A 12,255-nucleotide genomic window follows, 5' to 3' on the forward strand; every position below is an offset into this window, starting at 1 on the left:
CGCCGGTGATCGACACCGCGTCGATCATCTCCGCCCGCACCGCGTCCGCCACGCTCTGCAGCTCCGCCTCCGGCACCTTCCGAAGATCGGACGGCTCGTCCACACGGTCCAGCAACGCTGATTGCTCAGGGGTGATCGGCACGGTCAAAACCTCATCTCACACGGGATCGACCCGAAACCTTCACGACACGTCGAGGGGCGCGACACCGTCCGGCCGACCGTCGGCCGTCAGCGTGATCCGCTGGATCCGCGCCTCGGCCTGCTTCAGCAGGGCCTCGCAGCGCCGCTTCAGTGCCTCGCCCCGCTCATAGATCGCCACCGATTCGTCGAGCGGCACGTCGCCGCGCTCGAGCTTGCGCACGATCTCCTCGAGATGCTCCAGGGCCTTCTCGAACGGCAGGGCGTCGATCGACGGGTCGGTCTCGGGTTTCTCTTCGGTCATCCCTCACTCGTCCTTTGTCCGGTTCTAAGGCGGCTTGCAAAGCAGGGACAACCCAGCAGGCCCGAAGGCCGCCTTCCCATCCGGCGCTTTTGCCCGGGACGGGCGCGTTTGCGCCACACCCCACCCCCCGCGATCACGCCAGCGTGAGGGTGAACGGCGTCCCCTCGAACGCGTCGGCGCCGCGTCCGATCCGTTCGATCGCGGCGACCATCCGGCCGGACCGCCCGAGCAGGCGGTCGGCGATCTCCACGAACCGGCGGTTGGGGGTGGCCGAGGGCGAGGCGATGCGCAAGGCATCGGCCACCTCGTCCTCGTCGCGCTCCGGCGCCAGGGCGCAGGCGGCGATGTAGGCGGCGGCCGGCGAACGGCTGATCCCGGCATAGCAGTGGATCACCAGGGGCCGCTCCCGCGGCCAGCCCCGGACGAAGGCGAGGATCCCGGCGACATGGTCCTCCCCCGCCAGGATATGGCCCTCCCGCGGTGTGGCGATATCGCTCACGCCGATCACCGCGTGGTTCTCCGGGGCGACGGAGCCCGGACGCTCCAGGGGCGTCCCGGCCGTGATCAGCGTGAGGACGTGGCTCGCCCCCGATGCGGAGACGGTCTCGGGCAGGCGTGAGAGCGGGCAGACGTGAAGGGTCGGCATGGTGGTGCCCCCGTGGCCTGCGATCGTGTCCGATCGAGGGCAACACGGGGCGAGGATGACACGGGGCGAGGACGGGACGGGGCGTCGGGGCGGCGCCCCGACAGTCGTCCGTCGTCAGGCGCTCAAGGCCAGGGCGTGGGGGTTGCCGGCGAGGCCGGCGCAGAGGTCGTCGATCTCGGTGAGATCCAGGGCGTCGCCGGTCTGGCCGGCGATGGTGTCGATCAGGTGGTCCTGGCGCGGGTCGAAGGGGTGACCCTGCATCCGGTAGAACTGGTAGTAGCGCAGCGCGGCGAGGACGGTGTCGCGTTCTCGGTCGGTTACGGTGAAGTTCTGCATGGGTCTTCGCTTCCCCTTGTGGCTTCAACGAACGCCCGGACCAGACCGCGACGCCTCGGTCCAAGCTTGGCCTTTGTAGCCGACATGTCACAAGCCGGCCAGTTCTTGACAGATCGCGCGGACGTGATTCGTTTTCGTTAGGATTTTCTGCCGCGCGGGTTCGTCACCGGCGGCGAGACTATGCGAGACTTTAAGCCGCTGGCTTTTTCGGCTTGCGGGCCGGAGACCGGGTTCCACCTCGTGCGGAACGGGGCACGCGACCGGAGCCGATGGCGACCTTCTTCACCGCCGACACCCATTTCGGCGATCCGCACGTCCTGCGTCACCGCCGGGCGCATCACGGCTCGGTGGAGGCGCACGACGCCGCCCTGATCGCCGCCTGGAACGCGGTCGTCGCGCCGGAGGACACGGTCTGGCACCTCGGCGACTTCGCCGTGGAGGCGAGCCGGGAGCGCTGCGCCGCGATCTTTTCCGAGTTGCGCGGGGTGAAGCACCTCGTGCGCGGCAACCACGATTCGAACCGCGTGCTCGCCCTGCCCTGGGCGCAAACGCCCACCGAGAGCGCCCGCCTCACCGTCACCGACGGGACCGGGCGGGACCGGCGGCTCTACCTGTCGCACTACGCCCACCGGGCCTGGCCGGGCCTGTGGCGCGAGACGCTCCACCTCTTCGGCCACAGCCACGGCTGGCTCCCCGACACCAGCCGCTCCTGCGATGTCGGCATCGATGCCTGCGGGGAGCGGCCGGTGGGGCTCGACGCCATCCTCGCCCGGCTGGCGGCGGCGGAGCTGGTGCCGGAGGAACTGGCCCCGCACGGATTGCGGTGAGACCCGGTTTTCGCCAGCCACAGGGTTGCGGCCGTGCGGCCAAGCTTTCACCATGCTCCCGTTCGGATCGATGAGGTCTTCGGGTGTGGCCGGTCGGCTCCGTCGCCCTTGCAACCCCCGATTCCGGGTGCGGTCATCCGGTGCGGGACGAGGTCACGACCCCGGTCCGGCGCATGGAGGCGGTCGGGGACCTGGGGCGAATCGATCGGACATTGTCTTTTCGGCGGGCGCACGTTCAGAGGCTGCGCCCGGGTGCCCTCGGGCGGGTGCGCGCGGGGGCCTCGAGGCCGGTGACGCCCTCCGGGAATTGCCTTCGGGCCTCGTTTTCGTGTATCGCCACGGCGCGCCCCCGAGACACCCTTGGAGGCAGGGGCGCGCCGGGTACGGTCGGGCCGTCCTTGTCGGGCGGCCTTTTCGCGTTCCGGCTCCAGCTATCTGAAGGATCACGCCTATGAGCGCCATCAAGTCGCTTGAGGCCGTGGCACGCGACCGGGTCGGCAAGGGGGCCGCCCGGGCCGTTCGTCGCCAGGGCCAGATTCCCGCCGTCATCTACGGCGCGGGCCAGCCGCCGGTCTCCATCGCCATCGACCTCATCCGCGCCCGCACGCTGATCTATGCCGGCGGGTTCAAGACCACCGTGTTCGAGATCGCCGTCGGCGGCCGCAAGCTGCGCGCCATCCCGCGCGACTTCCAGCTCGATCCGGTCTCCGGCGTGCCGATGCACGTCGACTTCCTGCGGGTCGTCTCGGGCCAGACCGTGACGGTCGCCGTGCCGGTGCACTTCGTCCACGAGGACGCGGCGCCGGGCATCAAGCAGGGCGGCACCCTCAACATCTCGCACCACACCCTCGAGCTCGACGTCGCCCCGGACCAGATCCCCGACGCCATCGAGGTGGACCTGACCGGCCGCGAGATCGGCGACGTGATCCACGTCTCCGACATCAAGATCCCGGCCGGCGCCTACACCGGCGAGTCGACCGATCCGGTGGCCAACATCGTCCCGCCGACGGTGCTGGGCGCCGAGGTCGAGGCCGAAGAGGCCGCGATCGCCGAGGCGCAGTCCGCCGAGGCCGCCGAGGAGAAGGCCGAGGCCGAGGCCGAATCCGCCGAAGAGAACAAGGCGGACGATTCCGAGGCCTGATCGCCCGGTCCCCGTCCACGACGGAAAGCCCCGGCCTCCCGGCCGGGGCTTTTTTCATGGGATGGCGGCGCGTCCAGGCCTCAGGGGTAGAGGCGCGTGCCCCGCCAGCCCCCGCCCTCCCGGACGAAGCGCACCCGGTCGTGGAGGCGGAAATCGCCGTTCTGCCAGAACTCGATGGAGGCCGGCAGGATGCGGAAGCCCGTCCAGTGGGACGGACGCGGCACCGGCCCGTCGCCGACCCGCTCCGTCACCGCCGCGACCTCGTCCATCAGGGTCTTCCGGTCGGCCAGCGGCTGCGACTGCCGGCTCGCGATGGCGCCGATGCGGCTCTCCCGGTGGCGGCTGGCGAAGTAGGCGTCGGCCTCCCCGTCGGTGACCCGCTCGATCGGCCCGCGGGCGCGGACCTGCCGGCGCAGGCTCTTCCAGTACAGGACCAGGGCAGCCTGCGGGTTGGCCGTCAGCTCCTCGCCCTTGGCGGAGCGGGTGTTGGTGTAGAACACGAAGCCGCGCTCGTCGAAGGCCTTCAGCAGCACCACCCGCACGTCGGGCAGCCCATCGCCGTCCGCGGTGGCCAGCGCCATGGCGTTCGGGTCCTCCGGCTCGGCCGCCTCCGCCTCGCGCATCCAGGCCGCGAACAGGGCGACGGGGCTCTCGGCCCGGGTGAAATCTTCCGGGATCGCAGGGGCCGCGCCACCGATCGTTAACTCGTTCAAGGGAACACTCCTGGCCTGCCACGTCCGGGGCCTGAGGGGGCAACGGCGCGTCCGTCGAACGGAAAGACCGCTGTTGAGTCAGGTGTGATGGTCTGATGGTCTCGCGTAGCTGTAAAGGTGTCCGGGCCCTCGTTCCGGCGGGGGCAGCCCTGTGCCTGGGCGCAGTCCTGAGCGGGTGCAGCCAGCCCCTGCTCCTGTTCCGGGGAACGCCGGAGCCCGCCGCCGCCGCGGTGGAGGAGCCGGTGACGACCGGCAGCATCGCGGCGCCGCGGACGTTCGGGCCCGATCTCAGCGGCGAGGATTGGCGCCGGGCGCAGGCGGCGCTCACGGTCGCCCTCGATCCGCAGGGCAACGGCCGCCCGGTCAAATGGGACAACCCGGATTCGGGCCTGCACGGCTCGGTGAACCCGACCGGGCTGCCCTACGTCGCCGAGGACCAGATCTGCCGGACCTTCCTGGCCTCGGTCATCGGCACCGAGAAGAGCCGCTTCGTGCGCGGCACCGGCTGCAAGCCCTCCGGGGGCGAGTGGACCCTCAAGAGGATGCACACCGCCGCCGCGCCGCCCAAGGTGCAGGGGAAGGGACCGGACAAGGCCGGCGATTGACGCAAGGCCCCCGCCCCCGGGAGGATTTGGGGGCGGGGCGTCGCTCAGTACGGGTAGCCGTAATAGGGCCGCAGGCGCAGGCGCCTGGCCGGCTCGGGCTGCGGGCCGGGCGGGGCCGCGTAGCCGGCGGCGGCCTCCGGCGCATAGGTGCGCAGGTAGGGGTCGTAGGCGGGATCGCGGTAATTGCCGTTGTTGACGCCCGCCGAGCGGTCGTTGCCGCTCAGGGCGGCGTAGGGCGAGAGGCCGCTGCCGGCATCGCCGCCGCCGCCGCGGGCCAGGGCCGCGCCGGGAAGGAGCGCCAGCAGCGCGCCGCCGAGGGCGAGGCCGATCCGTGTACCTGTCATCGTGGATCTCCGGAGGGACGAACTTGACGGTTGAACGGGTCCGGCGGGGCGCCGGTTCCTGAGGGGGGCTCCCCGGCCGGTCCGTCTCAGGGCCGCCGGAACGACGTCACCGCGCCGTAGCTGTGGGCCAGGATGCGGGCGCGGGCCTCCGCCAGGGGCTCCACCGCCACCGCCATGTGGTGGCCGTTGGCGTGGATGAGGCGGCTCCCGTCGAGCATCATCCCCACATGGCCGCGCCAGAAGACGAGGTCCCCCCGCACGAGGCGGGCGGGATCGTCGGGCGGGGCCGTGCCGAGGTCGCGCTCCTGCATGTCGGCGTCCCGGGGGCAATCGCGCCCCGCGAGGTGGAGGCAGAGCTGCACCAGCCCGGAGCAGTCGAGCCCGAGGCTCGTGCGCCCGCCCCAGAGATAGGGAATCCCCACGAGGCGCTCGGCCGTGGCCGCGGGATCGGGCTCGGTGTGGCCGGTCTCCCGGCAATGGCCGGCGAAGACGAAGCCGCCCGGCGTCTCCAGGTACGCGCCGGATCGCCCCGTCGCCGTCGGGCGGGCGCCGAGGCCGAGATGGCCGTGGGGGGGCCGCTTCAGGTCCGGTGCGGGGTAGAGGAAGGTCCGCAGGGCGGTGACGAGGTGGGTCGGCTCCGGGTCGGGGGGCCCGAGGCTGCCCGCGGGCAGGTAGCCGACATAGCCGTCCCGCCCGAGCTGGACGAAGGTGTGCCCCTCCTCCTCCGCGTAGGCGGTCACCGCGTCGCCGAGGACGGCCTCCGTCTCGGTGCCGGAGTCCGGCGAGGGGGTGCGCCGCAGCGGCGCCGAGGCGGCGACCACCCGGCGGGGCTGCCCCTCGACATAGCGCGCCGCGGGCACGCTCCCTTGCAGGCGCGCGTCGGCGATGTGCGGCCGGGCGGGTGTGAGGCGGGGATCGGGGGGCGGCGTCATCGGGCCAGGATAGGCCCTGCCGGGCCGAGGGGGAACGTGGCCCCGGCGCGTGTCGGCTGAGCCCTGGGAGACGGCGCCCCCATGCGGTAGATTGCCGCGTCCGGATGCCCGGACGGCGGGCATTCGTGCCGGCGCCCGGGCGCGGGTGCCGCCCTTTCCGGCGGTCCGGCGATCCCCCGGGGCGCGGGCCCCCCAGGAAACGGTGGCCTGCGTCATCACCTTCTTTTGATGCACTGCACAACCGGCCCTGGGCGCGCTATGCTCGACCCCATGAAGACCGCGAGTCGTCCCGTGAAGAAGACACCCAAGAGCTTCGCCGACCTTCCGCCGATCCGCGTGCGCCGCGAGCCGCCCACGATCGTCGAGGCGGTGACCGCCGCCCAGGACCTGGCCGACGACGTCGAGCAGCAGGTCGAGATCGCCGCCGGGCTGATCGGCCTGCCCGCGGACGAGGTGCGCCCGCACGTGCTGGCCGCCAAGCGCGCCAAGCCGGAGCGGGCGCCCGAGCGGATCCTGAGCCATGCGAGCCCGAGCCGTGCCCCCCGCACGGTCATCGTCGAGCGCCGGACCCGGCCGACCGTCGTGGTGGAGCGCCGCAGCCGCCCCCTCGCCCCCCCGCGCTAGGGGCGGCCCCGCGCGGTCGGGTCGGCCCGCCCCGGGCAGCCCCATCGCGCGTGCGCGCGCCCTCGCCGCCCGCGATGCCGGGTGAGGGCGTTCAATCCCCCGCGGTCTGGCTCGTCCAGGTGGCGTGGCGGATGCCGGGGGACCTCTGGAGGTCGGCCGTCACCGCGTCGAGCTCCTCCGGCACGATGGCGCTCGCCGTCAGGGTGGCGATGACGTCCACCGCATCCTCCCCCCGCTCCTCGATCTCCACGGCGCTCACCGGGTAGTTCGCCGCCTCCAGACGCTCGACCAGCAGGTCCTGGGCCGGGCCGGTGGCGCCGGGGGCGGTGGTGACCTGCACCTCATAGGTCGCCTCCGTCTCCGATTCCCGGATCGGCAGGCGGTCGATCAGCTTCACCAGGGGGCGCAGGGCGGTGTTGCAGGCCAGCACCGTCGCCGTGACGAACAGGGCCTCCAGGGGCATGTCGGCCCCCGCGAAGGCGCCCACCGCCGCCGAGCACCACAGGGTGGCCGCGGTGTTGAGGCCGCGGACGTTCATCCCCTCCTTCATGATGACGCCGGCGCCGAGGAAGCCGATGCCGGAGATCACGTAGGCCACCGTCCGGGTGCCGCCCTCCCCGCCGGTGAGGCGCATGCCGAGGTCCACGAAGGCCGAGGCGCCCACCGCCACCAGCACGGCGGTGCGCAGGCCCGCGGTGCGCTGGCGGTACTGCCGCTCCGCCCCGATCAGGGTGCCGAGGCAGAAGGCCACCAGGAGGCCCAGGGCGGATTTCGCCTGCTCGGGCAGGTCGGCATAGGCGAGGGAGAGCGTCATGATGGGCTCGCTCATCGTCCGCCCCCGTGAAGAAAACGTGACACGATGCCCGCGGCGGCGCCCGGCGCGCAGGATTGACGGCCCCCCGCCCGGCGGGCACACCGGCTGCGGCTTCGAGGAGCCCGTCTTGAAACGGGACCCGGCCGCGAGGAGACGTGCAGGATGCCGGATTCGGCCGACGTCACGGGATCGATCCGTCCATGAGCGGCGCCGTCCTGGCCGACCGCCCCGCACCGGGGGCCGACGCCGCCGGCCTGCACGGGCGGGTGCTCTCCCTGCGGGACGGGCTGGAGACCGGCCTGATCGGCGCCTCCGGCCTCGTGGAGCGGCTGCTCATCGGCCTGCTCACCGGCGGCCACCTGCTGATCGAGGGCGCGCCGGGCCTCGCCAAGACCCGGGCGGTCAAGCGCCTCGCGGAGGGGCTCGACGGCTCCTTCGCCCGCATCCAGTGCACCCCCGACCTGATGCCCGCCGACCTCACCGGCACCACCGTGTGGCGCCAGGACGGCGGCCGGTTCGAGTTCCTGCCCGGCCCCCTGTTCCACGCCCTCGTCCTGGTCGATGAGGTGAACCGCGCCCCGCCGAAGGTGCAGTCGGCCCTGCTCGAGTCGATGGCCGAGGGGCAGGTGACGGTGGCGGGCGAGACCCACCGCCTGCCGGACCCGTTCATGGTGGTGGCCACCCAGAACCCGATCGAGCACGCGGGCACCTTCCCCCTGCCCGAGGCGCAGCTCGACCGCTTCCTCCTGCACGTCGTGGTGGAGATGCCCGACGCGGCCTCCGAGCGGGCGATCCTCGACCTCGTGGAGGGCGAGATGACCCACCGCATCGCCCCGATGCCGATCCGGCTGACCATGGCCGAGGTCCGCGCCGCCCGCGAGGCGGCGCTGGCCACCTACGTCTCCCCGGCGCTGAAGGACTACCTCGTGCGCCTCGTGGCGGCGACCCGCACCGACGAGGCCGCCCCGGACCTGCGCGCGGCGATCGAGCATCCCGCCTCGCCCCGGGGCACCCTCGCCCTGATGATGGCCGGCAAGGCGCGGGCGTGGCTGCGCGGGCGCGACCACGTCGTCCCGGAGGACATCACCGAGCTGGCGCAGGACGCCCTGTCCCACCGCATCGGCCTGACGTGGCGGGCCTCCGCCGAGGGCAAGACCGCCCGCGGGCTGGTCGGCGACCTCGTGCGGCGGGTGAAGGCCCTGTGACGACGGCGCCGTCCTCGCGCGGCTCGGGAGGTCACGGACTCGCGCCCCGGCCCTCACCGTCATCGAAGCGGCGCGACCCAGGGCAGCGGGACGTTCCCGGACGCGGCGCATCCCCGGGTCGCGTCACGCCGTTCGCGATGGCGGCGGCCGCGGCCGGCCCCGCCCGGGGGACCCCGTGATCGCCCTCTCCGGCGAGGCGCTGATGGGTTTGCGCCACCTCGCCCGCCGGGGGGCGTCCCCCGCGACGCGGACGCTCGCCGGGCTGCCGGGCGGGATCGTGACCCGGCGCCGGGGCAGGGGCTCCGAGCCGGAGGACGTGCGCCTCTGGGCCGAGGGCGACGACCGCCGCCACATCGACCGCAACGCCACCGCCCGCACCGGGCAGCTGCATGTGCGGACCCACCACGACGAACGCGACCGGGCGGTGGTCCTGCTCGCCGACTTCCGCCCCTCGATGCTGTTCGGCACCCGCCGGACGCTCCGCGCCAACGCGGCGGCCGAGGCGCTGGCCCTGCTCGGCTGGCGGATCGTCGCCGATGGCGGGCGGGTCGGCCTCGCGGTGGCCTCCGCCGCGGGCGAGCCCACGGTGCTGCGCCCGGCCGGGGGCGAGCGGGCCATGGCCGCGGTGACCGGCGCGCTGGCCCTCGCCCACGCGGCGGCGCTGGAGGCGGCGCCGGGCGCCGCCGACCCGCCGCTGGAGCCCCTGCTCGGCATCGCGGCGAGCCTGCTCCCCTCCGGCGGGCACCTCGTCATCGGCAGCGCCCTGGACGATCCCGGCCCCGATTTCGAGCGGCTGCTCGGGCTGGTGGCCGAGCGGGTCTCGGTGCGGCTCATCCTGGTGAGCGACGCCTTCGAGCGTGCCCGCCGGCCGGGCTTCTTCCCCTTCGCCCTCTCCGACGGCCGCCGGGGCTCCCTGCGGGCCGACGGGAGCGGCGGGCAGGCCCTCGACGCCCGCCTCGCCGACTACGCCGCCCGGGGCATCGCGGGCCTGCGCCTCGACGTGGAGGCCGGGCCGGAGGCCTACGCGCCGCTGATGGAGCGGCTCGATGCCGTGCTCTGAGCGCCGGCCCATCGCCTTCGCGGGCGGAGCGGGGCGGCCGGCTCCGGCCACCCCGCCCCGAGGCGCGTCGCGCGGCCCGCGGGGGCGCGGCGGCGCCGGACGGGCCGCCGCATGACGCCCGCCGACGTCCCCGCCCGCCTCGACCAGCTCCGCGGCCTGCACCTGCCCGGCGGCGCGGCCGGCCCCGTGCAGGGGGAGATCCTGCTCGCCCTGATCCTCGGCTTCTCCGCCGCCCTCCTCGTCGGGCTGGGGCGCACCGCCCTCGCCCGCAGCCGGGCGGGCATCCGCCGGGCGGCGCTGGCCGACCTCGCCGCCAGCCGCGGCCTACCCGCCCCGGAGCGGATCCTCGCCCAGGCCCGGCTGCTGCGCCGCCTCGTGCGCACCGTCGGCGGCGACGAGGCCGCCTCCGCCCAGGGCGCCGCCTGGGCCGGGCGCCTCGACGGGGTGCTGCGCACCGACTTCTTCTCCGCCGGGGCCGGCCGGGTGCTGGTGGACGGCCTCTACCGGCGGCAGACGCCGGACCCCGCCGCCCTCGACGCGGAGCTGACCCGGCTGATCGGGAGGCTCAAGGCATGACCGGGACCCTGAGCGGGACATGGCCCGGCTGGCTCGCCGCCTTCGTCTCCGGCTTCGACCTCGCCGCGCCGTGGCTGTGGCTCGCCCTGCCCCTGCCCTGGCTCGCCGCCCGCCTCCTGCCGCGGGAGCAGGTGGAGGGCGGGGCCCTGCGGATCCCCGGCACGCTCGCCGCGCGCAGCGGGAGCGGCGCCGACGGGGCCGGGCGGGGCCGCCGCCGGGTCGCCCTGGCCTGGGGGGTGTGGATCGGCCTGATCGCCGCGCTCAGCGGGCCGCGGGTGGTCCTCCCGGGGGCCGCCCTCCCCGCCTCCGGCCGGGAGATCATGATCGCCATGGATCTCTCCGGGTCCATGGAGCGGCGCGACTTCTCCCTCGACGGCGAGACCGTGAGCCGGCTGGCCGCGGTGAAGCGCGTCGGCGCCGACTTCATCCGCCGCCGGGCCGGCGACCGGATCGGCCTTGTGCTCTTCGCCGACCAGGCCTACGTCGCCGCCGGGCTGACCTTCGACACCGCCTCCGTCGCCCGCGCCCTGGAGGAGGCGGCCATCGGCATTTCCGGCCGCTCCACCGGCATCGGCGACGGGCTCGGCCTCGCGCTGCGCCGCCTCGACCCGCGGGACACCCACATCCCCGAGGGCCGCCCGGCCGCGACCAAGGCGGTGGTGCTCCTCTCGGACGGGGCCAACAATGCCGGCCAGACCACGCCGACGGATGTGGCCGACCTCGCCCGCGAGATCGGCGTGAAGGTCTACACCATCGCGCTCGGCCCCCGGGACCTCGCCGACGCCGACGGCGAGCAGGACGTGGTGGACAGCGAGACCCTGCGCGGCATGGCGCAGACCAGCGGCGGCCGGTTCTTCCGGGTCCGCACCACGGACGACCTCGTGGCCGTGGCCGCCGCCATCGATGCCCTGGAGGGCGGCCGCACGGGGGCGCCGCCGCTGCCGCTGCGCCGGGACCTGTGGGTCTGGCCGGGCACCCTGGCGCTCGCCTTCTGCGTGAGCCTCCTGGCGAGCCGGAGGGCGGCATGACCTCGGCACAGCCCGTCGCGGGGGGGTCCCCGTCATGACCCTGGCCGGCCTCACCCTCCTGCGGCCCTGGTGGCTCGCCGCCCTGCCCGTCGTCGTCGGCCTCGCGCTCTACGCGGTGCGCCGGGCCGCGCCGCTCGGCGACTGGGGCCGGGAGGTCGACCCCGCCCTGATGGCCTACCTGTCCCGCACGGGTGCGGTGCTCGGCGGGCGGCGGGGCGCCAACCTCGTGGCGGGGCTCTGCGCGGGGGGGATCGTCCTGGCGCTGGCCGGCCCCGCCGTGGAGCGCCGGGACACCGGCACCTTCCGCAACCTCGACGAGGCGGTCCTCGTCCTCGACCTGTCCCGCTCGGTGGCCGAGGGCGGCAACCTGCAGGGCGTGCGCGAGGCCGCCGCCGCCGTGGCCGAGGCCGCGGGCACCCGGCCGGTGGCCCTCGTCGTCTACGCGGGCGACGCCTACCTCGCCGCCTCCCCCACCACCGACCGGGACAGCCTCGGCACCACCCTCTTCGCCCTCGACGCCGACACGGTGCCGGACCGGGGCAGCCACCCCGAGCGCGGCCTCGCCCTGGCCGGCCGCACCCTGGCCGAGGCCGGCGTCATCGCCGCCGACGTGGTGCTGATCAGCGACGGCGACGGCATCGGCGAGGCCGCCCTGCGTGAGGCCGCGGGGATCCGCGCCCGGGGCTGGCACGTCGAGACGCTGTTCGTGCCCGCCGCCAAGGCCCTCCCGCCCGGCGCGCCGAAGGCCGATCCGGGCCCGTTGCGGCGCCTCGCGGAGGCCGGCGGCGGCGTGAGCGCGGACATCGCCGCGCCCGCGGCCGTGCTCGACGCGGTCTCGGCCCCCACCGCCCAGCACCTCGCCGCGGGGGGATACGGCGTCGTGGCCTTCGCCGACCTCGGGCGCTGGCTGCTGGCGCTGGCGGCGCTGCCCGCCCTCCTCCTGTTCCGAAGGAGCGCCTAAC

Annotated in this window: 17 protein-coding genes; 9 read left to right on the forward strand and 8 right to left on the reverse strand. The window is 74.7% G+C overall.

Annotated elements, in window-relative coordinates:
* The 4 genes from MKK53_RS25300 to MKK53_RS01110 all read right to left on the reverse strand — a co-directional run.
* Positions 1-142, reverse strand: a 142-nt coding sequence (locus MKK53_RS25300) for a 1-deoxy-D-xylulose-5-phosphate synthase N-terminal domain-containing protein (protein WP_279598997.1), incomplete at its 3' end; no start/stop codon positions are given.
* Between the two features lie 39 nt (positions 143-181).
* Positions 182-442: an exodeoxyribonuclease VII small subunit gene (locus tag MKK53_RS01100; RefSeq protein WP_243926036.1), complete on the reverse strand. Its 261-nt coding sequence runs from the start codon at positions 440-442 to the stop codon at positions 182-184.
* Positions 443-575: 133 nt separating this feature from the next.
* Positions 576-1,088, reverse strand: coding sequence for a tyrosine phosphatase family protein (locus tag MKK53_RS01105; protein WP_243926038.1), 513 nt, complete (start codon positions 1,086-1,088; stop codon positions 576-578).
* Positions 1,089-1,202: 114 nt separating this feature from the next.
* Entirely contained in the window at positions 1,203-1,424 is a 222-nt protein-coding gene (locus MKK53_RS01110) for a hypothetical protein (RefSeq protein WP_243926040.1), read from the reverse strand.
* A 269-nt stretch (positions 1,425-1,693) separates the two neighbouring features.
* On the opposite strand from MKK53_RS01110, the gene MKK53_RS01115 reads away from it, so the two are divergent.
* Positions 1,694-2,251, forward strand: a complete 558-nt coding sequence (locus MKK53_RS01115; RefSeq protein WP_243926042.1) for a metallophosphoesterase family protein — start codon at positions 1,694-1,696, stop codon at positions 2,249-2,251.
* 451 nt (positions 2,252-2,702) lie between these two features.
* Positions 2,703-3,392, forward strand: a complete 690-nt coding sequence (locus tag MKK53_RS01120) for a 50S ribosomal protein L25/general stress protein Ctc (RefSeq protein ID WP_243926044.1) — start codon at positions 2,703-2,705, stop codon at positions 3,390-3,392.
* A gap of 80 nt (positions 3,393-3,472) precedes the next feature.
* Here the strand turns inward: MKK53_RS01120 and pdxH are convergent, their stop codons facing one another.
* Entirely contained in the window at positions 3,473-4,105 is a 633-nt protein-coding gene (gene pdxH, locus MKK53_RS01125; RefSeq protein ID WP_279598755.1) for a pyridoxamine 5'-phosphate oxidase, read from the reverse strand.
* A gap of 95 nt (positions 4,106-4,200) precedes the next feature.
* Between pdxH and MKK53_RS01130 the strand changes: the two genes are divergently transcribed.
* Complete coding sequence (locus MKK53_RS01130) at positions 4,201-4,710, forward strand: RT0821/Lpp0805 family surface protein (RefSeq protein WP_243926046.1); 510 nt, start codon at positions 4,201-4,203, stop codon at positions 4,708-4,710.
* Between the two features lie 44 nt (positions 4,711-4,754).
* On the opposite strand, the gene MKK53_RS01135 is transcribed toward MKK53_RS01130, so the two are convergent.
* Positions 4,755-5,054 carry a hypothetical protein gene (locus tag MKK53_RS01135; protein WP_243926048.1) on the reverse strand — a complete coding sequence of 100 codons (300 nt, stop codon included), beginning with the start codon at positions 5,052-5,054 and terminating at the stop codon, positions 4,755-4,757.
* An 86-nt stretch (positions 5,055-5,140) separates the two neighbouring features.
* Positions 5,141-5,986 (reverse strand): NlpC/P60 family protein, encoded by an 846-nt coding sequence (locus MKK53_RS01140; RefSeq protein ID WP_243926050.1) that lies wholly within the window; start codon positions 5,984-5,986, stop codon positions 5,141-5,143.
* Positions 5,987-6,277: 291 nt separating this feature from the next.
* Here MKK53_RS01140 and MKK53_RS01145 point away from each other — a divergent pair, with 291 nt between their 5' ends.
* On the forward strand, positions 6,278-6,610 hold the full coding sequence (locus MKK53_RS01145; protein ID WP_243926052.1) for a hypothetical protein: 333 nt from the start codon (positions 6,278-6,280) through the stop codon (positions 6,608-6,610).
* Positions 6,611-6,701: 91 nt separating this feature from the next.
* Here the strand turns inward: MKK53_RS01145 and MKK53_RS01150 are convergent, their stop codons facing one another.
* Positions 6,702-7,424 carry an MgtC/SapB family protein gene (locus tag MKK53_RS01150; protein WP_409564251.1) on the reverse strand — a complete coding sequence of 241 codons (723 nt, stop codon included), beginning with the start codon at positions 7,422-7,424 and terminating at the stop codon, positions 6,702-6,704.
* Positions 7,425-7,624: 200 nt separating this feature from the next.
* Here MKK53_RS01150 and MKK53_RS01155 point away from each other — a divergent pair, with 200 nt between their 5' ends.
* The 5 genes from MKK53_RS01155 (at position 7,625) to MKK53_RS01175 (ending at position 12,254) form a co-directional block, all read left to right on the forward strand.
* The gene (locus MKK53_RS01155; RefSeq protein WP_243926057.1) at positions 7,625-8,629 is read left to right on the forward strand and encodes an AAA family ATPase; all 1,005 of its coding nucleotides are present in this window, start codon (positions 7,625-7,627) and stop codon (positions 8,627-8,629) included.
* A gap of 202 nt (positions 8,630-8,831) precedes the next feature.
* A complete protein-coding gene (locus tag MKK53_RS01160) occupies positions 8,832-9,689 on the forward strand; it encodes a DUF58 domain-containing protein (RefSeq protein WP_243926148.1) in 858 nt (285 codons plus the stop codon).
* Between the two features lie 111 nt (positions 9,690-9,800).
* Positions 9,801-10,265, forward strand: coding sequence for a DUF4381 family protein (locus MKK53_RS01165; RefSeq protein WP_243926058.1), 465 nt, complete (start codon positions 9,801-9,803; stop codon positions 10,263-10,265).
* Positions 10,262-11,293: a VWA domain-containing protein gene (locus tag MKK53_RS01170; RefSeq protein ID WP_243926061.1), complete on the forward strand. Its 1,032-nt coding sequence runs from the start codon at positions 10,262-10,264 to the stop codon at positions 11,291-11,293. Before MKK53_RS01165 ends, MKK53_RS01170 begins: the two co-directional genes overlap by 4 nt.
* A gap of 34 nt (positions 11,294-11,327) precedes the next feature.
* Positions 11,328-12,254: a VWA domain-containing protein gene (locus tag MKK53_RS01175; RefSeq protein ID WP_243926062.1), complete on the forward strand. Its 927-nt coding sequence runs from the start codon at positions 11,328-11,330 to the stop codon at positions 12,252-12,254.
* The last annotated feature ends 1 nt before the right edge of the window (position 12,255 follow it).

The organism is Methylobacterium sp. J-076, assembly GCF_022829405.1.
Classification (GTDB): Bacteria; Pseudomonadota; Alphaproteobacteria; order Rhizobiales; family Beijerinckiaceae; genus Methylobacterium.